The organism is Bacteroides xylanisolvens (assembly GCF_018289135.1).
Taxonomy (GTDB): domain Bacteria; phylum Bacteroidota; class Bacteroidia; order Bacteroidales; family Bacteroidaceae; genus Bacteroides; species Bacteroides xylanisolvens.
The window spans coordinates 5,160,254-5,186,504 of record NZ_CP072216.1 but is presented as its reverse complement, the minus strand read 5'-3'; the positions used below and the strand labels follow the sequence as shown (position 1 = coordinate 5,186,504).

The 26,251-nt window shown below is 42.6% G+C and carries 19 protein-coding genes; 16 read left to right on the top strand and 3 right to left on the bottom strand.

The annotated features are described in order from the left end of the window. The first annotated feature begins 1 nt into the window (after position 1). The 11 genes from INE92_RS21545 to INE92_RS21495 all read left to right on the top strand — a co-directional run bounded on the left by INE92_RS21545 (position 2) and on the right by INE92_RS21495 (position 14,902). Positions 2 to 2,128 carry a penicillin-binding protein gene (locus INE92_RS21545; RefSeq protein ID WP_015532167.1) on the top strand — a complete coding sequence of 709 codons (2,127 nt, stop codon included), beginning with the start codon at positions 2 to 4 and terminating at the stop codon, positions 2,126 to 2,128. 29 nt (positions 2,129 to 2,157) lie between these two features. Continuing rightward, entirely contained in the window at positions 2,158 to 3,606 is a 1,449-nt protein-coding gene (locus tag INE92_RS21540) for a UDP-N-acetylmuramoyl-L-alanyl-D-glutamate--2,6-diaminopimelate ligase (RefSeq protein WP_015532166.1), read from the top strand. 89 nt (positions 3,607 to 3,695) lie between these two features. Next, the gene (locus INE92_RS21535; protein WP_015532165.1) at positions 3,696 to 4,964 is read left to right on the top strand and encodes a phospho-N-acetylmuramoyl-pentapeptide-transferase; all 1,269 of its coding nucleotides are present in this window, start codon (positions 3,696 to 3,698) and stop codon (positions 4,962 to 4,964) included. A gap of 185 nt (positions 4,965 to 5,149) precedes the next feature. Further along, positions 5,150 to 6,484, top strand: coding sequence for a UDP-N-acetylmuramoyl-L-alanine--D-glutamate ligase (gene murD / locus INE92_RS21530; RefSeq protein ID WP_004298208.1), 1,335 nt, complete (start codon positions 5,150 to 5,152; stop codon positions 6,482 to 6,484). A gap of 32 nt (positions 6,485 to 6,516) precedes the next feature. After that, entirely contained in the window at positions 6,517 to 7,839 is a 1,323-nt protein-coding gene (locus INE92_RS21525; protein ID WP_055235124.1) for an FtsW/RodA/SpoVE family cell cycle protein, read from the top strand. Between the two features lie 88 nt (positions 7,840 to 7,927). Continuing rightward, positions 7,928 to 9,046, top strand: a complete 1,119-nt coding sequence (gene murG, locus INE92_RS21520; RefSeq protein WP_055235264.1) for an undecaprenyldiphospho-muramoylpentapeptide beta-N-acetylglucosaminyltransferase — start codon at positions 7,928 to 7,930, stop codon at positions 9,044 to 9,046. Positions 9,047 to 9,159: 113 nt separating this feature from the next. Next, entirely contained in the window at positions 9,160 to 10,560 is a 1,401-nt protein-coding gene (murC, locus tag INE92_RS21515) for a UDP-N-acetylmuramate--L-alanine ligase (protein ID WP_015532163.1), read from the top strand. Positions 10,561 to 10,635: 75 nt separating this feature from the next. Continuing rightward, a complete protein-coding gene (locus INE92_RS21510) occupies positions 10,636 to 11,373 on the top strand; it encodes a cell division protein FtsQ/DivIB (protein ID WP_004315396.1) in 738 nt (245 codons plus the stop codon). A gap of 99 nt (positions 11,374 to 11,472) precedes the next feature. Next, positions 11,473 to 12,930 (top strand): cell division protein FtsA, encoded by a 1,458-nt coding sequence (ftsA, locus tag INE92_RS21505; protein ID WP_015532161.1) that lies wholly within the window; start codon positions 11,473 to 11,475, stop codon positions 12,928 to 12,930. Between the two features lie 125 nt (positions 12,931 to 13,055). Further along, positions 13,056 to 14,366, top strand: a complete 1,311-nt coding sequence (gene ftsZ, locus INE92_RS21500; RefSeq protein WP_004309506.1) for a cell division protein FtsZ — start codon at positions 13,056 to 13,058, stop codon at positions 14,364 to 14,366. Positions 14,367 to 14,452: 86 nt separating this feature from the next. After that, positions 14,453 to 14,902, top strand: coding sequence for a GatB/YqeY domain-containing protein (locus INE92_RS21495; protein ID WP_004309505.1), 450 nt, complete (start codon positions 14,453 to 14,455; stop codon positions 14,900 to 14,902). Positions 14,903 to 15,218: 316 nt separating this feature from the next. Here INE92_RS21495 and INE92_RS21490 read toward each other — a convergent pair whose 3' ends face one another. From INE92_RS21490 to tnpB, 3 genes are all read right to left on the bottom strand, one after another. Beyond that, positions 15,219 to 16,577 carry a transposase gene (locus tag INE92_RS21490; protein ID WP_172725346.1) on the bottom strand — a complete coding sequence of 453 codons (1,359 nt, stop codon included), beginning with the start codon at positions 16,575 to 16,577 and terminating at the stop codon, positions 15,219 to 15,221. A gap of 586 nt (positions 16,578 to 17,163) precedes the next feature. Next, on the bottom strand, positions 17,164 to 18,777 hold the full coding sequence (gene tnpC, locus INE92_RS21485; RefSeq protein ID WP_008777519.1) for an IS66 family transposase: 1,614 nt from the start codon (positions 18,775 to 18,777) through the stop codon (positions 17,164 to 17,166). A gap of 69 nt (positions 18,778 to 18,846) precedes the next feature. Next, entirely contained in the window at positions 18,847 to 19,356 is a 510-nt protein-coding gene (gene tnpB / locus INE92_RS21480) for an IS66 family insertion sequence element accessory protein TnpB (RefSeq protein ID WP_004323560.1), read from the bottom strand. 399 nt (positions 19,357 to 19,755) lie between these two features. On the opposite strand from tnpB, the gene INE92_RS21475 reads away from it, so the two are divergent. The 5 genes from INE92_RS21475 to INE92_RS21455 all read left to right on the top strand — a co-directional run bounded on the left by INE92_RS21475 (position 19,756) and on the right by INE92_RS21455 (position 26,234). Beyond that, entirely contained in the window at positions 19,756 to 21,450 is a 1,695-nt protein-coding gene (locus INE92_RS21475) for a tetratricopeptide repeat protein (protein WP_015532160.1), read from the top strand. Between the two features lie 159 nt (positions 21,451 to 21,609). Then, positions 21,610 to 21,978, top strand: a complete 369-nt coding sequence (locus INE92_RS21470; protein WP_004309503.1) for a DUF3244 domain-containing protein — start codon at positions 21,610 to 21,612, stop codon at positions 21,976 to 21,978. A 55-nt stretch (positions 21,979 to 22,033) separates the two neighbouring features. Beyond that, positions 22,034 to 23,374, top strand: a complete 1,341-nt coding sequence (locus INE92_RS21465; protein ID WP_195436557.1) for a hypothetical protein — start codon at positions 22,034 to 22,036, stop codon at positions 23,372 to 23,374. A gap of 6 nt (positions 23,375 to 23,380) precedes the next feature. After that, entirely contained in the window at positions 23,381 to 25,030 is a 1,650-nt protein-coding gene (locus tag INE92_RS21460) for an MAC/perforin domain-containing protein (RefSeq protein WP_004309498.1), read from the top strand. A 94-nt stretch (positions 25,031 to 25,124) separates the two neighbouring features. Beyond that, positions 25,125 to 26,234 carry a chymotrypsin family serine protease gene (locus INE92_RS21455; protein ID WP_004309496.1) on the top strand — a complete coding sequence of 370 codons (1,110 nt, stop codon included), beginning with the start codon at positions 25,125 to 25,127 and terminating at the stop codon, positions 26,232 to 26,234. The last annotated feature ends 17 nt before the right edge of the window (positions 26,235 to 26,251 follow it).

Genomic DNA, 26,251 nt, shown 5'->3' with positions numbered 1-26,251 from the left:
AATGACCCGTTACTTCTTCGTCATCCTGTTGATGGCGTTGATAGGAATAGCTATTGTTGTAAAAGCAGGCATCACCATGTTTGCCGAACGACAATACTGGCAGGATGTGGCTGATCGTTTCGTAAAAGAGAATGTGACGGTGAAACCTAATCGTGGAAACATTATTTCTTCTGACGGTAAACTGATGGCCAGTTCGCTACCCGAGTACAGAATCTATATGGACTTTATGTCCGGTGAGAAGGACGAAAAACGCAGACGGAAAGATCAGGCACGCCGGGACTCCATCCTCAATGCCAATATGGATTCCATCTGTATCGGACTTCACAAGATATTCCCGGACAGGAGTGCAGCCCAATTCAAAGCACACCTCAAGAAAGGACGCCAGGCAAAAAGCCGTAATTATCTGATTTATCCGAAACGTATTTCCTATATACAATATAAAGAGGTAAAGAGACTGCCCGTCTTCTGTTTGAACCGGTATAAAGGCGGATTTAAAGAATTAGCATACAATCAGCGCAAGAAACCTTTCGGTTCACTGGCTGCCCGTACGCTGGGAGATGTGTATGCAGATACAGCCAAAGGAGCCAGAAATGGTATCGAACTTGCTTTCGACACTATCCTGAAAGGACGGGACGGACTGACGCACCGCCAAAAAGTGATGAACAAATACCTGAACATTGTCGATGTGCCGCCGGTTGACGGTTGCGATTTGATTAGTACCATCGACGTAGGCATGCAGGATATCTGCGAGAAAGCATTGGTAGACAAGCTGAAAGAGCTGAATGCCAGCGTAGGCGTGGTGGTATTGATGGAAGTAGCTACCGGAGAAGTGAAAGCAATCGTCAACATGATGCAAGGCAAGGACGGCGAGTATTACGAAATGCGTAACAATGCCATCAGTGATATGCTTGAGCCGGGGTCCACTTTCAAGACGGCTTCTATTATGGTAGCTCTCGAAGACGGCAAGATTACTCCGGACTATGTGGTAGACACCGGCAACGGACAGATGCCGATGTACGGACGTGTCATGAAAGACCACAACTGGCACCGTGGAGGATATGGGAAGCTGACTGTTACAGAAATTCTGGGAGTTTCGTCCAACGTCGGTACCTCTTATATTATAGATCATTTCTATGGTAGCAATCCACAGAAATTCGTAGACGGGTTAAAACGGATGAGTATCGACCAACCGCTCCACCTACAGATTTCAGGAGAAGGGAAGCCGAATATCCGTGGTCCGAAAGAACGTTATTTTGCAAAGACCACTTTGCCGTGGATGAGTATCGGATATGAGACACAGGTTCCACCAATCAATATTCTGACGTTCTACAACGGAATAGCCAATAATGGAGTCAGTGTACGTCCGAAATTTGTCAAAGCTGCCGTGAAAGACGGGGAAGTCGTGAAAGAATATCCGACAGAGGTTATCAATCCTAAGATTTGTTCGGATAAGACTTTGACACAAATTCGTGAAATACTGCGGAAAGTGGTTGGTGAAGGACTTGCCAAGCCTGCAGGGAGTAAGCAGTTCCACGTTTCAGGCAAAACGGGAACGGCGCAGATTTCACAGGGGGCAGCCGGATACAAAACGGGAAGAACGAATTACCTGGTTAGTTTCTGCGGATATTTTCCGTCAGAGGCACCTAAATATAGTATGATTGTCTCTATCCAGAAACCGGGCTTGCCGGCTTCGGGAGGTTTGATGGCAGGTAGTGTATTCAGCAAGATTGCGGAAAGAGTGTATGCCAAAGACCTGCGGTTGCCGCTTACCAATGCGATTGACACCAATTCCGTAGTCATTCCGAATGTAAAAGCCGGAGAGATGCGCGAAGCTCAACGGGTATTGGAGGAGCTGGAGATTAATATACAAGGTAAAGTTGCCGATTCAGGAAAAGAAGTGTGGGGGAATACGCACGTTGCTCCGCAAGCTGTGGTTCTTGAAAGCCGGAGCAATATGCAGAACTTTGTGCCGAGCGTGATAGGTATGGGAGCGAAAGACGCCGTATACTTGTTGGAAAGCAAAGGATTGAAGGTCAATCTGGTCGGGGTAGGCAAAGTGAAAAGCCAGTCGATAGCCAATGGAACCATCGTAAAGAAGGGACAGACGGTGACGCTGACGCTAAAGTAAAAATTAAAGATTAAAAATTAAATAGAGTGATGTTATTAAAGGAGTTACTGAAAGCGATCCAACCGGTAGAGGTAGCCGGAGATTCAGACATAGAAATCACCGGAGTCAATATTGACTCCCGTCTAGTGGAAGCCGGCCAACTGTTCATGGCAATGCGCGGCACACAAGCCGACGGCCACGCCTACATACCTGCTGCCATAGCGAAAGGAGCGACTGCTATCCTCTGCGAGGATATGCCGGAAGAACCTGTTGCGGGGATCACTTATATACAAGTCAAAGACAGTGAAGATGCGGTAGGAAAGATTGCTACTACTTTCTACGGCGACCCCACTTCCAAGATGGAACTGGTTGGTGTTACCGGAACGAACGGAAAAACAACAATCGCCACCTTATTATATAATACATTCCGTTATTTCGGATATAAGGTAGGGTTGATTTCTACCGTTTGCAATTATATCGACGATGAACCGCTCCCGACAGAGCATACCACGCCCGATCCCATCACGTTGAACCGTCTATTGGGACGAATGGCGGATGAAGGATGCAAATATGTTTTCATGGAAGTCAGTTCACACTCCATTGCACAGAAACGTATCAGTGGATTAAAGTATGCAGGAGGGATCTTTACCAATCTGACCCGCGACCATCTCGACTATCATAAAACAGTAGAGAATTATCTGAAAGCAAAGAAGAAGTTCTTTGACGATCTGCCGAAAAGCGCATTCAGCCTGACTAATCTGGACGATAAGAACGGACTGGTGATGACACAGAATACACGTTCTAAGGTCTATACTTATTCATTAAGAAGCCTTTGTGACTTTAAAGGGCGGGTATTGGAGTCTCATTTTGAAGGAATGTTGCTCGACTTCAACAACCACGAGTTGGCAGTTCAGTTTATCGGCAAGTTCAATGCTTCCAATTTGCTGGCAGTATTCGGGGCAGCCGTTCTGTTGGGTAAGAAAGAAGAAGAGGTGCTTGTGGCTCTTAGCACGCTTCATCCGGTAGCCGGACGTTTCGATGCGGTCCGTTCTCCACAGGGAGTTACAGCGATTGTAGATTATGCGCATACTCCGGATGCACTTATTAATGTATTGAATGCCATACATGGAGTACTTGAAGGAAAAGGGAAAGTGATTACAGTGGTGGGTGCCGGTGGCAACCGTGATAAGGGCAAACGTCCCATCATGGCAAAGGAAGCTGCCAAAGCCAGCGACCGCGTCATCATCACTTCAGACAATCCGCGCTTCGAAGAGCCGCAAGACATCATCAACGATATGCTCGCCGGACTGGATGCGGAGGATATGAAGAAAACACTAAGCATTGCCGACCGTAAAGAAGCGATTCGCACGGCTTGCATGCTGGCAGAAAAAGGAGATGTGATTCTCGTTGCCGGAAAAGGACACGAGAATTACCAGGAGATAAAAGGAGTAAAACATCATTTTGACGATAAAGAAGTACTCAAAGAAATTTTTAAATAATGAATAGATTGTGCTAATATGCCGACTGGTTCCGGTATTCATCCGGCAGAAGCGACATAGCAACACATCAATAAATTGGCAAATTATTTATGTTATATTATCTATTTGAATGGCTGCAAAAGCTCAATTTTCCAGGAGCGGGAATGTTCGGATATACTTCATTCCGTGCTTTGATGGCAGTGATCCTCGCGTTACTTATTTCAAGTATCTGGGGAGATAAGTTCATCAACCTACTCAAAAGGAAACAAATCACAGAAACGCAGCGTGATGCTAAAACGGACCCGTTCGGCGTCAACAAAGTAGGCGTGCCGAGCATGGGAGGTGTTATCATCATTGTAGCCATCCTGATTCCTTGTCTGTTGTTAGGCAAACTGCATAATATATATATGATACTGATGCTGATAACCACCGTATGGTTGGGATCGCTCGGCTTCGCAGACGACTATATCAAGATCTTTAAAAAAGACAAAGAAGGTTTGCATGGCAAGTTCAAGATTATCGGTCAGGTCGGTTTAGGTTTAATTGTCGGAATGACTTTGTATCTAAGCCCGGACGTAGTGATCCGTGAGAATATCGAAGTTCATAATCCGGGACAGGAGATGGAAGTGATACACGGAACCAATGATTTGAAATCGACCCAGACAACGATTCCTTTTTTCAAGAGCAATAACCTTGATTATGCCGATCTGGTTGCTTTCATGGGCGAGCATGCGCAAACAGCCGGATGGATTTTGTTCGTCATCGTCACAATCATCGTGGTTACCGCCGTATCAAACGGTGCCAACCTGAATGATGGTATGGACGGAATGGCGGCCGGAAACTCGGCCATTATCGGTGCAACGCTGGGGATATTGGCGTATGTATCGTCGCATATCGAATTCGCAGGCTATCTGAACATCATGTATATTCCGGGTTCGGAAGAACTGGTAATCTATATCTGTGCCTTCATCGGTGCGCTTATCGGTTTCTTATGGTACAATGCTTATCCGGCACAAGTATTTATGGGAGACACAGGCAGCCTCACCATTGGTGGTATTATCGCAGTGTTCGCCATCATCATCCACAAAGAGTTGTTGATACCGATTCTTTGCGGTGTATTCCTGGTAGAAAATCTGTCGGTAATCCTGCAACGGGCTTATTATAAGGCAGGAAAGCGGAAAGGTGTAAAGCAGCGTTTGTTCAAGCGCACACCGATTCACGATCATTTCCGTACTTCAATGAGTCTGATCGAGCCGGGATGTACGGTGAAATTCACCAAGCCCGACCAGCTGTTCCACGAATCAAAGATTACCGTCCGTTTCTGGATTGTAACGATTGTATTGGCGGCAATAACAATTATAACATTAAAAATAAGATAGAATGAAGGCACGGATTACACGGATTAACGCAGTGTTAACTGCATAATCCCTTAAAACCGTGAAATCCGCGTCATCCGTCCTTCATTAAAAATATAGAGAGCATTAACCCGATTATTAACTTTTAAAAGATGTGCGCAGCTAATAGATAAATCAATCGATTAGAAAACAAGGGCACATTATTGTAGATGAAAAGAATTGTAATTTTAGGAGCTGGCGAAAGCGGCGCAGGTGCAGCCGTACTCGCAAAAGTAAAAGGATTTGAGACGTTTGTTTCGGACATGTCCGCCATCAAGGACAAATATAAGGAACTTCTCGACAGCCATCAGATTGCCTGGGAAGAAGGACACCATACCGAAGAGCTCATTCTGAATGCCGACGAGGTTATCAAAAGCCCCGGTATCCCGAATGATGCCCCAATCATCCTGAAACTGAAAGCTCAAGGCACACCGGTGATCTCCGAGATTGAGTTTGCCGGACGCTATACTGATGCCAAAATGATCTGTATTACAGGTTCTAACGGAAAGACTACAACAACTTCCCTGATCTACCACATTTTCAAAAGCGCAGGTCTGAACGTAGGTTTGGCAGGCAACATCGGCAAAAGCCTTGCTTTGCAGGTAGCCGAAGATTACCATGATTATTATATTATCGAACTTAGCTCTTTCCAGCTGGATAATATGTATAACTTCCGTGCGAACATCGCCGTATTGATGAACATCACTCCGGACCATCTTGATCGCTACGACCACTGTATGCAGAATTACATCGACGCTAAATTCCGCATTACCCAAAACCAAACCCCGGACGATGCTTTCATCTTCTGGAATGACGACCCGATCATCAGACAAGAACTGGCGAAACATGGTCTGAAAGCTCACCTGTATCCTTTTGCCGCTGTAAAAGAAGACGGAGCGATCGCATACGTAGAAGACCACGAAGTGAAAATCACCGAACCGATTGCCTTCAACATGGAGCAGGAAGAACTGGCTCTGACAGGGCAACATAACTTATATAATTCTTTAGCCGCCGGTATCTCGGCAAACCTTGCCGGCATCGCCAAAGAAAACATCCGTAAAGCCCTCTCCGACTTTAAGGGAGTAGAGCATCGGTTGGAAAAGGTGGCACGTGTCCGCGGAATTGATTTCATCAACGACTCTAAAGCAACGAATGTCAACTCCTGCTGGTATGCCCTGCAAAGCATGACTACCAAAACGGTATTGATCCTCGGTGGTAAAGATAAAGGCAACGACTATACTGAAATTGAAGACCTGGTACGTGAAAAGTGTTCGGCACTGGTATACCTGGGACTTCACAACGAAAAACTTCACGAATTCTTCGATCGTTTCGGCCTGCCCGTAGCAGACGTACAAACCGGAATGAAGGATGCCGTAGAAGCTGCCTACAAACTGGCAAAGAAAGGTGAAACAGTATTATTAAGCCCTTGCTGCGCCTCTTTCGACCTCTTCAAAAGCTATGAAGACCGTGGCGACCAGTTTAAGGAATGTGTCCGCGCCCTTTAATTTCTAATTATTAATTTTTAATTGCTACAAGATTGGATTTATTAAAGAACATATTCAAAGGTGACAAGGTAATCTGGATTATCTTCCTCTGTCTCTGCCTCATCTCTATTATCGAGGTGTTCTCGGCAGCGTCGACACTGACTTACAAAAGTGGCGACCATTGGGGACCGATTACACAACACTCCATCATCCTGATGGTAGGTGCTGTGGTAGTAGTGTTTCTGCATAATGTTCCCTACAAATGGTTCCAGGTATTTCCGGTCTTTCTGTATCCGATTTCCCTGGTTCTATTGGCATTTGTCACGCTGATGGGTATCATCACAGGGGACCGTGTCAACGGGGCAGCCCGTTGGATGACCTTTATGGGATTACAGTTCCAGCCTTCGGAATTGGCAAAGATGGCGGTTATCATTGCCGTCTCATTCATCCTATCCAAAAGGCAGGACGAATACGGAGCCAACCCGAACGCCTTCAAATATATCATGATCCTCACCGGACTGGTATTCCTGCTTATCGCACCGGAAAACCTTTCGACAGCAATGCTGCTTTTCGGAGTAGTATGCATGATGATGTTTATCGGCCGGGTGTCAGCAAAAAAGCTATTCGGAATGTTAGGGATATTGGCACTTGTGGGCGGTGTTGCCGTAGGTATACTGATGGCTATTCCCGCCAAAACGCTGCATAACACTCCGGGACTTCACCGTTTCGAAACGTGGCAGAATCGTGTTTCCGGCTTCTTTGAGAAGGAGGAAGTGCCGGCTGCCAAATTTGATATTGACAAAGATGCACAGGTGGCGCATGCACGCATCGCCATTGCTACCAGCCACGTAGTCGGCAAAGGTCCGGGAAACTCGATACAACGTGACTTCCTTAGTCAGGCATTCTCCGATTTTATCTTTGCGATTGTGATTGAAGAAATGGGATTGATCGGAGGAATATTTGTGGTGTTCCTCTATCTATGGCTGCTAATGCGAGCCGGACGAATCGCACAGAAATGCGAGCGAACCTTCCCCGCCTTTCTCGTTATGGGCATTGCGTTGCTACTGGTGTCGCAAGCAATACTGAATATGATGGTTGCCGTCGGATTATTCCCCGTCACCGGCCAGCCTCTGCCTTTGGTCAGCAAAGGAGGTACAAGTACGTTAATCAACTGCGCTTATATCGGTATGATATTAAGTGTAAGCCGATATACCGCCTATCTAGAAGAACAAAAAGCGCACGATGCACAGATCCAACTGCAATTAGAGGCAGAGGCAGCTGCAAATTCCGAGGCACAGACTGCCGCCGAACCGACAGCACAGATTCTGAACAGCGATGCCAAGTTTGAAGATGAGCATGATATTGATAAACGGTAAGTGATGAACGATAAATGATGAACGGTGAGTAGTGAACGGTGAGTGGTGAACAGTAAACGTTGAGAAAGGACAGAAGAAAAACATTATGATGGAAAAAGAACTTAGAATTATTATCAGTGGTGGAGGAACAGGAGGGCATATCTTTCCTGCCGTCTCTATCGCAAACGCTATAATAGAGCTACGCCCCGACGCAGAAATTCTCTTTGTAGGTGCTGAAGGACGTATGGAAATGCAACGGGTTCCCGATGCAGGCTACCGTATTATCGGGCTTCCGATTGCCGGATTCGACCGCAAACGTTTATGGAAAAATATATCTGTATTGATTAAACTGATGCGCAGCCAGTGGAAAGCACGCAAAGTTATCAAGGACTTCCGCCCACAAGTGGCGGTAGGTGTAGGCGGATATGCAAGCGGCCCGACACTAAAGACTGCCGGAATGATGGGAGTACCGACATTAATCCAGGAACAAAACTCTTATGCCGGAGTGACCAATAAGCTCCTGGCACAGAAAGCAAAAGTGATTTGTGTAGCTTATGACGGAATGGAAAAGTTTTTCCCTGCCGACAAAATTATTATGACGGGGAATCCTGTCCGCCAAAACCTGACAAAGGATATGCCGTCTAAAGAAGAAGCATTGCGCTCCTTCAACTTACAGCCTGGCAAAAAAACGATTCTGATTGTAGGCGGCAGTCTGGGTGCACGTACCATCAACAATACGCTGACAGCCGGACTGGCAACCATCAAAGAAAATACGGACGTGCAATTCATCTGGCAAACGGGCAAATACTACTACCCGCAAGTGAAAGAAGCCGTGAAAGCTGCAGGTACACTTCCGAACTTATATGTAACGGATTTCATCAAAGACATGGCAGCCGCATACGCAGCAGCCGATCTTGTGATTTCCCGTGCGGGGGCAGGTTCCATTTCAGAGTTCTGCCTGTTACATAAACCTGTTATCTTAGTGCCTTCTCCCAATGTAGCGGAAGACCATCAGACTAAGAATGCCTTAGCATTGGTGAATAAGCAGGCAGCTATCTACGTCAAAGACAGTGAAGCGGAAACAACCTTGATGGATGTAGCATTATCCACCGTCAATGACGAACAGAAACTGAAAGAACTGAAAGAGAATATCGCCAAGCTGGCTTTGCCCGATTCTGCGAGAATCATCGCACAGGAGGTTATCAAACTGGCGGAAGTAAAGAGCTGATAAACAGAAGCAAAAAACAGATAAATAGATTATCGGATTGCACACAGGTTGAAGTAGCGGTATAGCTCCGGGATCAAACGACGTAATCCGTACTAAAATAAAAAACAGAAGAAATGAATATAGAAACGATAAAATCAGTCTATTTCGTAGGTGCCGGCGGCATCGGTATGAGTGCACTTGTACGCTACTTCCTCTTCAAAGGCAAGGTAGTGGCCGGTTACGACCGTACCCCTACTCCATTGACTGAAACCCTGATTGCCGAAGGCGCACAAATACATTATGAAGAAAACGTCGACCTGATTCCCGAAGCCTGCAAAGACAAGGAAAGCACGTTAGTCATATACACGCCCGCCGTTCCGCAGGAACATGAAGAAATCGTTTATTTCCGCAACAACGGATTCGAAATACAGAAACGCGCCCAAGTATTGGGAACGATTACCCATTCGAGCAAAGGTCTGTGCGTGGCAGGTACTCACGGAAAAACAACCACATCGACGATGACAGCCCATTTGCTCCATCAATCGCACGTGGAATGTACCGCTTTTCTCGGAGGAATCTCGAAGAACTACGGCACCAACCTGCTACTCTCTCAAACAAGCCCTTACACGGTGATTGAAGCAGATGAGTTCGACCGTTCTTTCCACTGGCTGTCGCCCTATATGACCGTAATTACATCTACCGACCCCGATCATCTGGACATCTACGGCACAGAACAAGCCTACCTGGAAAGTTTCGAGCATTATACCACGCTTATCCAACCGGGTGGCGCACTGATTATCCGCAAAGGCATCTCCCTGCAACCCAAAGTGCAGCCGGGCGTTCGTGTCTATACTTACTCACGCGACGAGGGTGACTTCCACGCAGAAAACATCCGCATCGGAAACGGAGAAATATTCATCGACTTTGTTGCCCCGGACACCCGTATCAACGATATTCAACTGGGAATTCCGGTTAGCATCAACATAGAAAACGGCGTAGCCGCCATGGCATTGGCACACCTTAACGGAGTGACCGATGAAGAAATAAAAAGAGGCATGGCAAGTTTCCGCGGAGTAGACCGCCGGTTCGACTTCAAGATCAAGAACGACCGTATCGTCTTTTTGAGTGACTATGCCCACCACCCCTCTGAAATCAAACAGAGCGTGTTGTCTATGCGCGAACTTTACAAAGACAAGAAGATTACAGCCATCTTCCAACCGCATCTCTATACCCGCACCCGCGACTTCTATCAAGATTTTGCCGATAGCCTGTCGCTACTCGACGAAGTGATTCTGGTAGACATCTATCCGGCACGTGAAGCACCGATTCCGGGCGTTACCAGCAAACTGATTTATGACAATCTCCGTCCGGGCATTGAAAAAAGTATGTGCAAAAAGGAAGATATACTGAACATTCTGAAAGATAAAAACATTGAAGTATTAATCACTTTGGGGGCTGGAGACATTGACAACTATGTCCCTGAAATAAAGGAACTATTAGAAACAAAAAAATTAAGAATTAAGAATGAAGAATGAAGAATCTCTATCCAGCGTATTGATGCGCAGCAATTCTTCATTCTTCATTCTTAATTCTTCATTAATAAAAAAACTATGGTAAAGAGAATCCTTCTATCCATCGTCATGCTGGTGCTTATAGCCTACCTCGCCGTAGCTATCACCGCATTCAACCGCAAGCCTGCCGACCAGACCTGCCGTGACATGGAATTGGTTATCAAGGATACCGCATACGCCGGCTTCATCACCAAAGAAGAGCTGAAAGGTATCCTTCAGCACAAAGGGATCTACCCCATCGGGAAGAAGATGGAGCGCATCTCTACCAAGTCACTGGAACGGGAACTAAGCAAACATCCGTTGATTGACGAAGCCGAGTGTTACAAAACACCCAGCGGCAAAGTATGCGTGGAAGTGACACAACGTATCCCTATTCTTCGGGTGATGAGCTCCAACGGTCAGAATTACTACCTTGACAACAAAGGAACCGTCATGCCACCGGATGCAAAATGCGTCGCTCACCGGGTAATTGTCACCGGAAACGTAGAAAAGTCGTTTGCAATGAAGGATTTATATAAGTTTGGTGTATTTTTGCATAATAATAAATTCTGGGACGCCCAGATAGAACAGATTCATGTGTTGCCCGACCAGAACATCGAATTGGTGCCGCGTGTGGGAGACCATCTCGTCTATCTCGGAAAACTGGAAAACTTTGAAGATAAACTGGCACGTTTGAAGGAGTTCTACAAGAAAGGGCTCAACCGGGTAGGCTGGAACAAATATTCGCGTATCAATCTCGAATTCAACAACCAGATTATCTGCACCAAACGAGAATAGATAATAAATGATAGTTGATAATTGATAGTTGACAGATGAGGAGTGAACAATCTTTTTTCAATCGTAAATTGTAAATCGTAAAATCGTAAATAAATATATATGGCAACAACAGAATTTATCGCCGCTATTGAACTTGGTTCATCGAAGATAACCGGTGTGGCCGGAAGAAAGAACAGTGACGGAAGTATGCAGGTATTAGCGTATGCCCAGGAAGACTCTTCTACGTTTATTCGTAAAGGAGTTATTTTCAATCTGGACAAAACAGCGCAAAGCCTGACCTCGATCATCAACAGACTGGAAGGTGAGTTGAAAAACTCAATTGCCAAGGTATATGTAGGCATCGGCGGACAATCACTCCGCACAGTCCGCAATGTAGTAAGCCGCGACCTGGAAGAAGAAGCCATCATATCCGAAGAACTTGTAAGCGCTATCGGTGATGAGAACATTGCCATCCCGGTGGTTGATATGGATATACTGGACGTAGCTCCGCAAGAATACAAGGTGGGCAATAATCTGCAAGCCAACCCGGTAGGTCTGGTAGGAAGCCACATCGAAGGACGTTTCCTCAACATCGTTGCCCGTGCTTCCGTACGCAAGAATCTGGAGCATTGCTTCCAGCAGGCAAAAATCGACATTGCCGACCAACTGATCGCCCCGCTAGTAACAGCCAATGCCGTACTGACAGAAAGCGAACGCCGTTCGGGTTGTGCACTGATCGACTTCGGAGCAGATACGACTACCATCTCTGTATATAAGAATAACATTCTCCGCTTCCTCACCGTATTACCTTTGGGAGGCAACAGCATCACGCGTGACATCACCACCCTGCAAATGGAGGAGGAAGAAGCCGAACGCCTGAAAAAAGCCTACGGTGACGCCCTCTACGAAGAAGACCCCGAACAAGAGGAAGAAGCTACCTGCAAACTGGAGGATGACAACCGTATCATCAAAGTGGCAGACCTTAATAATATCATCGAAGCCCGTGCCGAAGAAATCGTTGCCAACGTATGGAACCAGATTCAGCTATCCGGCTACGAAGACAAACTGCTGGCAGGACTTATCCTGACAGGAGGAGCCGCCAACCTGAAGAACTTGGACGAAACCTTGCGCAAACGCAGCAAGATAGAAAAGATACGGATGGCGAAACTTCCACGCAATACAGTCCATGCCCCCAACAATATACTAAAAAAAGACGGTTCACAGAACACATTGTTCGGTCTCCTGTTTGAAGGGAACCAAAACTGTTGCCTGACTGAAACCGCCCCGCAAGCTGCTGCTCCTGTACCGCCAGTCTCCAAACCGGAGCCGGAAGTGCATAGGACCGCAGATATGTTTGAAGACGATCAGGAGCTGAAGGAACAGGCCCGCCTCGCCCGCCTCAAGAAAGAGGAAGAAGAGCGTGAAGCCAAGTTAGCTGCCAAGGAAGCGGAAAAACTTCGCAAGCAAAAGGAAAAGGAAGAGAAAGAAAGACGGAAAAGAGAAGCCGGTCCGAGCTGGATTCAGCGCAAGATCGACTCGTTGACGAAAGAAATCTTCTCCGACGACGATATGAAGTGAGTTATGATTTATGAATTATGATTTATGAGTTGGCTGCGCGCTATATCATAAATCATAACTTATAAATCAAGATTCAAAAATCAGAGTTCAGAAACCAGAAATCATAAATCAGAAATCATATTATTATGGACGAGATAGTACAATTCGATTTCCCGACAGATTCACCGAAAATCATCAAAGTGATTGGTGTAGGTGGTGGTGGTGGTAACGCTGTAAACCACATGTACCGGGAAGGCATCCATGATGTAACGTTCGTTCTTTGCAACACGGACAACCAGGCATTGGCCGAATCACCTGTCCCGGTGAAACTGCAACTGGGCCGTAGCATCACGCAAGGGCTTGGAGCCGGCAACCGTCCCGAACGGGCACGCGACGCCGCTGAAGAAAGTATAGAAGATATCAAAGCACAACTGAACGACGGTACCAAGATGGTATTCATCACCGCCGGAATGGGAGGAGGAACCGGAACAGGAGCTGCCCCGGTCATCGCCCGCATTGCGAAGGAAATGGATATTCTGACTGTCGGTATCGTCACCATCCCTTTTATCTTCGAAGGAGAAAAGAAAATCATCCAGGCACTGGACGGCGTCGAACGTATCGCCCAGCACGTTGATGCCCTATTGGTTATCAACAACGAACGCCTGCGCGAAATATACGCCGATCTTACCTTTATGAATGCCTTCGGCAAGGCCGATGACACTCTTTCCATCGCTGCCAAGAGCATTGCCGAGATTATCACCATGCGTGGTACGGTCAACCTCGACTTTGCCGATGTGAAAACCATCCTGAAAGATGGCGGAGTAGCGATCATGAGTACCGGATTCGGCGAAGGAGAAAATCGTGTGACGAAAGCAATCGATGATGCCCTGCATTCTCCGTTGCTCAACAACAACGATATTTTCAATGCCAAGAAGGTTATGTTGAACGTTTCTTTCTGCCCGTCATCCGAACTAATGATGGAGGAAATGAACGAGATACACGAGTTCATGAGCAAATTCCGCGAAGGAGTGGAAGTGATCTGGGGCGTTGCCATCGACAACTCACTGGATACAAAAGTAAAGATCACCGTATTGGCAACCGGATTCGGTGTAGAAGACGTCCCCGGAATGGACAGCCTGCATGCTGCACGCAGCCAGGAAGAGGAAGAACGCCAACTGCAACTGGAAGAGGAAAAAGAGAAGAACAAAGAACGTATCCGCAAGGCATACGGCGAAAGTGCCAGCAATATCGGAAGCAAGAGCCTCCGCAAACGCCGTCACATCTATCTTTTCAACACGGAAGATTTGGACAACGACGATATCATCGCCATGGTAGAAGATTCTCCCACGTACATGCGTGATAAGACGACTCTTACTAAAATCCGGACAAAAGCTGCATTGGAAGAAGAAGTGGCAACAGAAGAAGCTACGGATGATAACGGCGTAATTACATTCTAAACAAAGAGTTTAAGAACGAAAATTATAGTCCCACAGCATCAGGCTTCAGATCTAATTTTTAATCTTCAATTTATAATTATAATAGTATGGATTTATTCGATCAAGTCAGCGAAGACATTAAAAACGCAATGAAGGCGAAAGATAAAGTAGCCCTCGAAACCTTGAGAAATATAAAGAAGTTCTTCCTCGAAGCTAAGACAGCTCCGGGAGCTAACGATATATTGACAGATGACGCAGCTCTGAAGATTATCCAGAAACTTGTAAAACAAGGAAAAGATTCTGCTGAAATCTATATCGGACAGGGTCGTCAGGACTTGGCTGACGTAGAATTGGGTCAGGTAGCCGTTATGGAAAAATACCTGCCGAAACAAATGACTGCCGAAGAACTGGAAGCTGCTTTGAAGGAAATTATCGCAGAGACAGGTGCTACGAGCGGTAAAGATATGGGTAAAGTGATGGGAGTTGCCTCCAAAAAGTTGGCAGGTCTTGCAGAAGGACGTGCCATTTCCGCAAAAGTAAAAGAGCTTTTGGGATAACTTCCGGAATTTCCACAGAACCTTTTAGTGTTCGATTTTATCTTGCATCTTACACTAACTAGAGTTTATCTATTTGATTAATAGCAGTATAAAGGGATATTCAGTAAATGTTCCTCTTTCTAAAAAATCAAGAGAAAAGCTTTGCTTTACGTGAGCTTTTCTCTTGATTTTTTCGTTCAACTCTCCCAGTCTTCTATCTTTTTTGTAGAATATTGTTTACATATTCTTATTTTTTCCTTCCCACCCATGCATTATGTACATGTCTTTTTTAGGGGAAGTTAAAACCTCTCCTGTTTTTCCTGTTATTTTAGTTAGATTATGCTGCCTTTCTTTTTTTCTTTTCGACCTTTTCTATCATACATACCGCATTGGCTGTATGTATCCCAAAGAAAATCCAAAGTACTTCCGTTTTCCTGTTTCTAGCTTTTATCCTGGCCAGTGAGTAATGTTGTTTCTGCGTTCCAAAACTTCCTTCCAGGCGGGTAGCTCTTTCACGGCTGAGTTCCGACCGTAAGATTTTCCGAAGCGGCTCATCTTTGGCAGCTCTGCCCTTACGCTTAAAGGAAGTACTTATATGATATTTTGTACAAAATTTCCGGTTGGCATTATTGGCATAGATTGAATCCGCCGCAAGCGCCTTAACCCTAACCCCGGTCAGTTGTTGTTGCAGATGAATACAGTCTTTCAAACGTACTCCTTCGTTAAAAGCCTTAAAGGAGATATGTTCTATAAAGGAGATTCCGTCTATCTGTATATTGTTGACTTTGGCTCCGAATTCAACGGATTTGGTTTCCTTGCCTCTGATAATGGGGCGAAGGTAATGCCGGTCGATACTCACGATACGGTTGGACACTTTTTTGCCTGCAAATAAATTCTTCCCTTGCTCAAGGACTGTCTGTATGACCGAGAAACGTCTTTGGTAATCAGAGGATAGTGTAAGCCTGTTCCTGTAGGATGAATGAAGCAGCTCCAGCTGGTCAAGTAACTTTTCCAATAACTGAAGTAACCTTCGTGTAAGCATACGAGTCTGTGATTTCCTGCGTTTACGCAGTTTGCTATAAGCAAGATAGGCACGGCGTACATCAAGATACTTGTTACGGGGACGTTGTATGTGCAAGGTCTGGCAATGTTTGCACAGATGACGATGAAGCCATACAATACCTTCCCATAAGAGTTTGGTATCAGTAGGGAAACGCAGATGACTTTCATAACAGGTGGCATCGGTCATACAGACATGAAGGTTCTCAAGATAAGGTGTCCAATGCTCGGCAAGAATGAGCTGGAGGGACTCAACGTCAAGGCGATCCGCTAGTTCCTGACGAATTGCACTAACGATTTTAGGATTGGTTAGTGGATGAAGCGGATCAATCTGAACACCACAAAATAACTGGTAATGAATATTACCGTTTAAATGCTCAATCAGTTGTGCATCGGAAAAGTTGGTATAGGACTTCAAGACCATCAAGGCTATTTTACCTTCGGGAGAAAAATAACTTTTACGCCCAAAAGGAGAGGACTTCAAATGCATTTGTCGGGCCAGTTCCGAGAAAGGGAACAGAGAATGGAGGCGACCTAATTCACTCGTTGCAAAACTTTGACGATATTTTTTAAGCATATCGAACTCGGTAAAACCTAAACAAGGTTCGATTTCTGAGATTTTTTGTATCTTTACCATGTGTTTTTATTTTTAATTACCCCCGTTTTGGCCGTCAAACCGTTTTTTGGGGGGAATGCTTAAAGATACAAAAAAGGCAACTAACTCGCAATGAATTAGTTGCCTTAAATTTTATTATTTTAGGAATATCCCTATAAACCTGTGCAAGATACCGTTGCAGATGCGTGCAAGATGTTTTATCTTACACACATCTGCAACTTTTCTTTAAACATAACATTCACCTCCTTCACCACTCTGAAACATCAATGAATAAAGGGATTTCGGGTGAAGGGCTGCCTTTCACATAGGTTTCACCCGATTCACTATCCCTTTCTGCCGAATTTTGATTAATAGACTGATTCCAATCTATTAGATATAAACTTATTCTCTATTGATGCCAAACTTCCTTTTCACTAATAGAAAAGATTACTAACATTAAAGGCAATCTCTAAATGAAGCTTTTGTTTTTATAAACAAAGCTTTCATTTATAAAATCAAAAGCTTCATTTGTAAGCATTCGGCCTCGCCCGTATTTCTCTCCAAGCTATAATAAAGTCAAAAGCCAAACGAAGCATGTCTGGCTTTTGACTTTATTTATCTTTCTTGTTTATCCTTTCCAATTAAATGGCAGTAAATCGGCGTAGTCGTTTTTCTTTTCTCTTTCATTCTCCTGTACCCTAATCAACACGTCCTGCATCCATAGTTTTGGGTTCACCTTATTTTCCCTGCAACATCCCATCAGTGAAAAGAATATTGCCGCTGCATGTGCCGCTTCATGTGAACCGGAGAAAAGAGTGTTTTTTCTGTTCAAAGTCAATGGCCTTATAGAGCGCTCCACTGGATTATTGTCAATGCAGAACTGTGCATCGTTGACATATCCGGACAGTTGTTCAAAACGTGTGTACATATAGAATATGGCCTTGGCAATAGGCGATTTCTCAACCGTATGTTCATACTCCTGCCTGCACCATTTTTCCAGTCCTTTGATAATAGGGTACGATTCTTCCCGGCGAAGCCTTACTACAGCTCCGCCTTCCAGATGTCCTATCCTGATTTTCTCCTCCACAGCATACAGTCTGCCTATTTGTTCAAGTGCATGCCTTGCTCTAGGAGGATCATTTCCTTCCGCTTCCACAAACTTGCGCCTGACGTGTGCCCAGCAGCACAGGTGCAACTTTCCGGGTAGTGTGTCGAACTCATCATATACTGCAAAGCCGTCACTCTGTACCACCCGAACCTGTCCTGCCAGCAGCGTGTCTATTCCGCTGCTGCCACGTCCCTTGTGATATTCAAAGAATGGGGTATGGAACCGGGGCAGATAGAAGTTCCACATATACCCGCGGTGAAGAGCACCGGGCCGGTCGCTTTCAAGTACGGGATGGGGCGTCTCATCGGCCATGACGTAATAGCTGTCCTTGACCAGTTCACGAAGCTCATTATAGATTGGCTCCAGACGCTGTGCGGCAGCCATCATCCAGTTACTTACGGTAGAAGGACTCAGATGGATGCCTTCACGCTCAAAGATGTCCAGTTGTCTGTACAGAGGCAGGTGGTCGTAATATTTGGCGGTAGCAATGTGTGACAGTACACTTTCCGACGCATTGCTGTGGGGATGTGCCATTACGGGCATGGGAGCAGTTATGATACGACCGTCGGCGAGCCGGTATTTAGGGCGGATGATGCGTCTCACATAGAATCGGGCGGGACTGACGGCATATTGTTCGCTCACTTCCTCTCCCAGCTTCGCCGCTCCCTCCAACGAAAGACCTTCCGGCATGGGAATGATAATCTCTTCACGGGGAAGGGACGGGTCGATGGGCTTACGGGCGTGGGGAGTAATCTTTTTGGTGAAGCTCTTACGGAAACGGTTGTAGCCATTCTCCGATTTGGCAGATTTCTCAGCTGTTTTCTGTTCTTCCGCTACCGGGTCATTGACATCGGACGGAGACTCAAAACAGATGCTCAACTGGCCGGCATCTTCGGGAAGATGGCGTTTTTCACTGGATTTACCCCATAAACGGCGTGTCAAGTCAGCCAATTTCCATCTCAGGTCGGCAATGACGGCTGTACAGGCTGAGATTTCTTCGACCTGGCGGGAATACTCCCGCAAAGAGGATTCGTATTTTCTCTGAAGTTCTGCATGTTCCTTTTCAAGGCGTTCACGTTCCTTGCGCAGCTCTTCGTACTCTTCCAAAGTAAGGGTAATGACCGGTTCTTTCACTGTATATCCACTTTTTTATTATCTGACAAAGTTATCAAAATAAAGCAGAACGGCTTGTAGGACGGGAGATTACTTTTCAACTGTTTTCCGATACTTTTTAACAGTAAGCAGCTCATTCAGGCGATTCCAGGAAATTTGAAGAAAATCCCTCTTCCGTTCGTCCTTTTTCAAGAGAAAAGAGCCGCGATTCAGACGACGGCATTCCAAACGGTATTCGTCGTCGCACCGATAAAGGATATGCAACCTGCTACGGGAGCGGTCAAGAAAAATATGGCAACTCTGCTCTGACACGCAAGAACTCGTGTGCCGGATGACCTCGCCACAAAGACCGTCAATGCCTTTATGGAAATTACAACCTTGGGGATAAAGGTAATAGGACCAGAAAGGACTGCTACGGAAAAGACCAAGGCCTAAAGGGAGAAGTAGGTCCTGAGGGGAATGGATACCAAGGCTGGAAGCCGAAACTTTATAACGACGACCACCATCAAATATGAAAAGAACCGAATCAAAATGGTTAGACTCGGAAAAAAGGCTACGTAGTTTATCACTTTCGCTAGAAAATACTAATACTGAACACATTATGGATTAAGATTGTAATGAAGACACAAAGGTAGGAAGGAAAAGAAGGGAAACAAACACGCACGTGACCGAATGCTTACCTTCATTTATATAATTGCAACTTGCAATTATAGATTGCGATTAATGAAAAACAAGTTTAGAATTATAGTAAAGTAATTTAGGTATTAATAGAAAGGAACTTTTCTCACTATAAATAAGAAAGAGTCTATTAATAGCTGGGAAATAATCAAATTAGATCACATGAACTTAATAAAGTAAAAGCAGATTTGAAATTAATTTAATGTATGATATAGACAGTACTAATTATTATTTCCCCGAACTAAAATAATCTCCCTATAAAAGAGCATAATATAGAAAATAAGGATTACTTTTACAACGAAACTAAACCACGACAGACAAATGAGAAAGAGTATTGCTATAATTATAACATCTATATTAGTGCTATCAGGATGCAACAAACAACAATCCGTATCTGACAGACTGCTAAATGAAGTAGAAAAAGCCATTGCCATAAATCCTGACAGCGCATCCAACCTACTAAACAGCATATCATCTCCTGAAAAACTAGACAACAAAACCTTTGCACGCTGGTGTATGTTATCAGGAAAGATTACAGACGAAATTTTTAATAGCATCCTACCAACTTACCAATTAGAAAGAGCCTATGACTGGTATTCCTCACATGGTAGCCCTGACGAACAAGTGCAAATCTTGATTTATTTAGGTCGATCCTATTTTGCTGATGGAGATTATGATAAAGCAATGTCTATTTATACCAATGCACTGGACATTGCAGAAAAGAATAAGCTTAATAACCTCACCGGATATACATATAGCTATATAGGCGATTTATATGGAGAGAAATTCATGCGGACAGAAGCTATCAAAAGATATAAGGCTGCTGCCGAATGCTTCAAAAAAGAAAATAATACAGATAGCTATGCTTGCGCATTAAGAGATGTAGGACGCGAATATGCATGCATAGACTCGTTATCACGCGCTTTAAAAATTCTAACTATAGCTGATTCTGTAGCACGTAATACTAAAAATATCGAAGTCACTGCATCAATAGACAATGCCTTAGGGAATATTTATGCAATGCAAAATAAATATGATAAAGCTGAAGAATACTTTCTCAAAGCATTGGTAGGAAGAGAAACAATGCCCGATTATATGGCACTGATAGACTTATATATTGCATCGGGGGCTATTAACAAAGCACAAGAGCTACTATCCAAAATACTACAAGATAATCCAAAGTATACATACAGCATTAAATATTTATACTACCAAATCTATAATGAAGAAAAGAATTATAAAGAAGCTCTTACTAATCTGAAAGAATACGTCGAAATAACTGATTCAATCATATATGCTGATAACCAATCTAAGATATTGAACATAGAGTCTAAATATAATCATTTAAAGATCAGCAAAGAAGTAGATAGATTAAAAATTAAACAGCAAAGCTACATTATAGTTTTAGTTATATGCATTGGAATACTATTGTTAATAATAATAGGATATCTACTATATCGAAAGAAAGCAAAAGAGAAAATCCAAAGACAACAAGAAGAGTTGAACCGAATAAAGACAGATTTGCTTTATGTTTCTTTAGAACTGGAAAAGAAAAAAAGATTGTTAGATACATTTAAGGAGAAAAATGAGAGCTATGAGGAAATGCAGGAAGAAATAAGTCTCCTAACCACCAACTATAAACAATTGCAAAATAAAATTCTAGAGAATTCACCTTTACATAAAGAACTAATACACCTAGCCAACCAAAATAAGCCCAGAAATAACAAGCCATTAATAACAGACAAGCAATGGAAACTCATTGCAGATGAAATAACATATATTTATCCGAATTTACGTAAATACATATATAGTCGATGCCCAGATTTACCAGAGCAAGACTTTTGGTATTGCTGTTTATATATATCAGGGTTTGACACTAACACAGAAGCAAAGTTACTAAACATTACAGTCGACTCAGTAAGAAAAAAAAGACTCAGACTTAGACAAAAACTGAATATAATATTACCAGATAATAATGCTACATTGTATGAGTATTTAATTGAAAACATGCACTAATACCTCTTCTCAGGAAGAAATAATCAGCAACATAAAAGGATGTCCACGCAAAACATCATAAGCGACTGATTATCAAGCACTGTTTGTCCACGCTGAAAAACTTCTTTTATTTGCATTCCCCCTCATATCTCCATAAATTTGCAAAAAACAATCAAAGATATGAGAAAACTAAGCATTTTACTATTATTAATTGGCATTCCATTCATGATAATAGAAGCCAATAATCTATCAACACAAAGAACTAAAATTATAAGATGGCATAAATGCCAAAAAACACCAAATTCTATCCCAATAGAAGCTACCCAAGACGAAAACTCTATTGAAGTTCGTTTTCTTGAAGACATCGACGATCAAGTTACTTTCCAAGTAAAAGATCAACTGGGAAATATTATCTTCCAAGATGTGATATTAACTCCTAATGAGCAAAAAACTTATAAGATTGATTTGAAAGGCTACAGAGTCGGTCATTATGAACTTCTCTACATAGAAAAAGACATAACTTTCATTGGAGAGTTTGAAATCGAATAATCAACGATAAATAATAAAAATATCAAACTTTATAAACCCTATAAAACTAATAATTATGGGAAACATTTTTAGATTCTTATTGGTGCTGCCTTGCATCACCTTGTTATTGTACTCTTGCGAAAGTGAGATTGAAAATGAGATCCAGTCATCTACAGAAAAACTGAACTTATCAGGATTGGAATCGGATAGCCTTCAATTAGAAAGTTATGAATTGTCTGAAATGACAGATGAGCTAAAAGCATTAAAAGAAAGGATAGATGAACTAAAGAAAGCGAAGACACGATCAGTAGCTTCAAGTAACTATAGCCAATATTTTTCAGAAAATATGTGGGCTATTAGAGAGTTACCCTTCACACTTAGCACTGGAGGTGGATATTTATCATGTACTGGTTGGGGACAGAGAGTGACCTATGAGGGATATAATCCTGGCTCTTATGGTAAATTCTATGTCCAAATTCCCTCATCAATTACCGGCATACCCTATTTAATTTATTCAAACTACTCGAAAACTCGTCTAGCTGTAGGACATTACACTAGTAATCCGGAATCAAAAATATTACTTGCAATGAGCAGTAATTCCACTACAGGAGCCATGGATTCCTGGGACATTATACCTGCTACTAATAATCCAGGAACTTATGTCCTTCAAAATGAGCTATATCTTGGCCAAGGAAGTAGTGGTTCATGGTGGGATGTATTCAATTATGTGGTAGATATACAAGCTAATAATGTTGGTTTCAGCCAATATACACAAAGAGCCCAACAGGAATTTACTATCACCCCTGATGCTGTATTCACACTGAAAAACCTAGAATTTATCAATCCATATTCCGCAACTGTGACCCAAAGGGAGAATGTCTCTATCAAACGAGCCATAACAAACTCTTCATCCCAATTTATACGAGAGAACCTCGTATTTGAAAAGGCTATACAAGAGGACTCCTATTTTAAAGAAGAAAAGGGAATAGCATTTAAGGTTCCAGCTTCAGATATGCTATTTGCACGCCCTACAGTTACATTAGGAGAAATAGATCTTGTTCCTAATGCAAGTATACCAATTGATACAAAATACCAGCCCAATGTACGCAGAGTAATGGAAAATACATTAAAGCATATAGAACCTGTCAAAGTTTCTCCACGTACAAAACTCACGGTGACCTATTATTTTAAAGAGTATGATGTATCAGTAGACTATGTTGCCACAATTGAATATAAAGAAAAAGATAAAGATGCTAGAATAGCCAAATTGCCTGGACGTTGGAGCGGAAGGATTCATGTAGATGAAATATCCGATGTTGATTTAGAAGAGACAAACTTGGATACTCAACAAAGTGTAAAAAGAAGAGTGAACACCAGAAATGCAAGTCAATCATCACCAATCATATTAAAAAAATAGACCTATATGAGAAAATTTACTATATTTTCATGTATCATATTGTTTGTTATAGCATCATGTAACAATGAAGACGAAATAAGTGATTCTGCTTCGCTAAACAATCAGGATGATTCAACATCAGAAATCATCTTGCAAGAACGTGACCCGAATCTACCAAAAGTTTGGTCTAAAAAGATAGCACCCAGACCCAGTACTAGGACATCATTTACCGATGCTACTGATTTTCTTGGAAATTCTTATGCCATAGAAAACGGAACATCAATTATCGGGGACTTTTCAAATGCGAGATTTCCAATTGTTAATATGGAAAAGCTACTTGAAAGATATCCTTCATATATAATTGCCAAAGAGTTAAGGACAACGTCAACAGAAGCCATGTCATACGCCAGCTTCGAACGCTTAGAAACAACTTCATCGTTTACTAAAACTGTCAAATCCGGATTCTCACTAAATATTGGTCCGTTCAAACTGGGAAGAAAGAAAACTGTAACCGATATTTTCAAGCATAACACAAGTAATTCCGAACAAGCAGTACACGGAGAACTTAGTGTTGAAGTTATTAATGGAATGATATCCTTACAAACAGCACCTAGTGCATTGAGAAGAATTTCGGCAGATTATTTGGACGAATTATTTGTAGATGCCCTTTATAATTCATCCATGGTAGAATTAATTCAAAGTTACGGAGAATTTGTCTTAACAAGCTATTATACAGGTGGGCGGGCATCGGCTTTATACTATGGTCTTGACACACAAAGTACAGATTTCAATAGTAAAGAGCGCGACATGGATAAATCAATAAACGCAACTTATTCATGGAACAAGGACTCTGTTTCAGGAGATTTTTCTGTTGGAACAAAAGATGGCAATTCTTCTACAGAGACTAAATCTTTTTCCGAATTACATGTATCTATCAAAACATTGGGCGGCGCTTATGGTTATAATGTTGCAACACCTCCTTATGACGTTAAAAGTACATCCATTAATTTAACGAGTTGGCTTCAATCATTAAATGATTCAAGAACACATACAATGATTGACATTCAAGATGGTGGGCTCTATCCAATATCGGATTTTATTTTGGAAGAAAACTTTAAGCAAAGATATAACGACACCCACATGGATTTTCAGCACCAAGAACAACTTGAAGAACCGTATATAGAAATAATGAAAGTATACGTCCGCAAAAGTAGCTCGGGAGAGAAATTATATGATATTGTACCTGTGCTAAATACAAGACAAGGAGATAAGCTCATTTTCTCAAATTCAAGTGCAGCAAGTCAATCCGATGCAGAATTAAAAGCGAACAGTGTTGCCACAACCTTTACCGAAAAAAGTAATGCTATAAAAGATGAAAAGAGCAAATATTATAAACTAGCTATCAAAGCTAATCCGAATAAAGTAATAAATCCTATCCTACAAACCACATTATCATTTTCAATAAACGATGTAGATGAGGCTGGAATGTACAAGTTTAAAAATACAAACACCAATATTTGGTATATCTACAATCCGACATCGTTATATTGTTTTGCATACTACGACGATGACTATATTCTTGATGCATACGGAATCTTAGATTGGGTAAACAGCATACCTGTAAAATCTGTTTCAATGACGACTTTATATCAACGATATAGAATATTCGGTTTGTAATGAAGAGCATTAATAGATATTCACCAATAAAAAAGACAATCCTTTTAAGGAAGAGGTAAAATACGTATCATTTATTAATTCAAATTATCCGCTTATGAAAAAATTATTGTTACCTTTGACCATTCTGCTGTTTTTCGGATTAGTCGTATCATCATGTTCTTCAGACGATGTACTTCAAAGAGAAAACAACGAACAGCCAAACATTGTAAAAAGAAACAATGAAAAAGCTCGTGAGGCTGGTATAAGATTATTAGAATCATTTGGAATGACAAAAACTCGTTCATTAAGTACTAGTGACTATCCGGACTATTATGGGGGAAGTTATATTAACGGGAATGGTAAACTTGTTGTTTTTCTTAAAGGAGAAATAGAAAGTACCAAAGCCACTCTTATAAGGTTAATAGGTGAGAATGATGTCATATATACACAAGGCAATTATTCTTATACGGAGCTGAATAATGTTCTAACCAAAATAACTTCATTTATTAGCAGTAATAAAGATTCTCAAATTGCCAAGAATATAAGATACTATTATCTGAATGATTTTGAGAACTGTGTCGTGGTAGAACTTGACAAATCTAATGAAATGGAAATAAAAGAGTTTAAATCAGAAGTAGTGAACTTTTCAGGAATTGTATTTAAACAATGCACAAGAGAATTTCAAAACCACTCATTATCGCCAGGAAGTTCTATAGGCACACCTAAAGGCACTGCGTCAATGGGATATAGAGCTACTAGATTTAACACTGACGGTTTTGTTACTGCAGGACATGCTTATAACACGGGTGACCCGGCATATTATAATAACACACTAATCGGTAGTTGTGACTTTTCAATCCAAGGTGGTTCCGTTGATGCAGCATTCATTAGTATAACTAATTTCTCCATCGTTCCCAATAATGGAAATCTTACTGGAGAAGAATATAATATTTGGGCAGGAGATAATGTAACCAAGTTAGGAGAGACTATAGCTCAATCTGAAGGTTATATTACGAGTACCAATGCAAATGTAAATGCCGATGGAATATACTATACAGATATGGGTGAAGCTACATATTTAAGTGCGTTCGGAGATAGCGGGGGACCAGTATATCTTACAGATAGTAAAAAAGTAATAGGTATACATAAAGGAAGCACAGCTTTCACATCTATATTTGTTAAGGTTGATAATATAGCATCAAAACTAAATGCTCATTTCAACTAATAATTACCAATGGATTG

What these genes read in the sequence shown, in the direction of transcription:
- INE92_RS21545 (WP_015532167.1), top strand. Translation starts at nt 2, where the DNA reads ATGACCCGTTACTTCTTCGTCATCCTGTTGATGGCGTTGATAGGAATA.
- INE92_RS21540 (WP_015532166.1), top strand. Translation starts at nt 2,158, where the DNA reads ATGTTATTAAAGGAGTTACTGAAAGCGATCCAACCGGTAGAGGTAGCC.
- INE92_RS21535 (WP_015532165.1), top strand. Translation starts at nt 3,696, where the DNA reads ATGTTATATTATCTATTTGAATGGCTGCAAAAGCTCAATTTTCCAGGA.
- murD (WP_004298208.1), top strand. Translation starts at nt 5,150, where the DNA reads ATGAAAAGAATTGTAATTTTAGGAGCTGGCGAAAGCGGCGCAGGTGCA.
- murG (WP_055235264.1), top strand. Translation starts at nt 7,928, where the DNA reads ATGGAAAAAGAACTTAGAATTATTATCAGTGGTGGAGGAACAGGAGGG.
- murC (WP_015532163.1), top strand. Translation starts at nt 9,160, where the DNA reads ATGAATATAGAAACGATAAAATCAGTCTATTTCGTAGGTGCCGGCGGC.
- INE92_RS21510 (WP_004315396.1), top strand. Translation starts at nt 10,636, where the DNA reads ATGGTAAAGAGAATCCTTCTATCCATCGTCATGCTGGTGCTTATAGCC.
- ftsA (WP_015532161.1), top strand. Translation starts at nt 11,473, where the DNA reads ATGGCAACAACAGAATTTATCGCCGCTATTGAACTTGGTTCATCGAAG.
- ftsZ (WP_004309506.1), top strand. Translation starts at nt 13,056, where the DNA reads ATGGACGAGATAGTACAATTCGATTTCCCGACAGATTCACCGAAAATC.
- INE92_RS21495 (WP_004309505.1), top strand. Translation starts at nt 14,453, where the DNA reads ATGGATTTATTCGATCAAGTCAGCGAAGACATTAAAAACGCAATGAAG.
- INE92_RS21490 (WP_172725346.1), bottom strand. Translation starts at nt 16,577, where the DNA reads ATGGTAAAGATACAAAAAATCTCAGAAATCGAACCTTGTTTAGGTTTT.
- tnpB (WP_004323560.1), bottom strand. Translation starts at nt 19,356, where the DNA reads ATGTGTTCAGTATTAGTATTTTCTAGCGAAAGTGATAAACTACGTAGC.
- INE92_RS21475 (WP_015532160.1), top strand. Translation starts at nt 19,756, where the DNA reads ATGAGAAAGAGTATTGCTATAATTATAACATCTATATTAGTGCTATCA.
- INE92_RS21470 (WP_004309503.1), top strand. Translation starts at nt 21,610, where the DNA reads ATGAGAAAACTAAGCATTTTACTATTATTAATTGGCATTCCATTCATG.
- INE92_RS21465 (WP_195436557.1), top strand. Translation starts at nt 22,034, where the DNA reads ATGGGAAACATTTTTAGATTCTTATTGGTGCTGCCTTGCATCACCTTG.
- INE92_RS21460 (WP_004309498.1), top strand. Translation starts at nt 23,381, where the DNA reads ATGAGAAAATTTACTATATTTTCATGTATCATATTGTTTGTTATAGCA.
- INE92_RS21455 (WP_004309496.1), top strand. Translation starts at nt 25,125, where the DNA reads ATGAAAAAATTATTGTTACCTTTGACCATTCTGCTGTTTTTCGGATTA.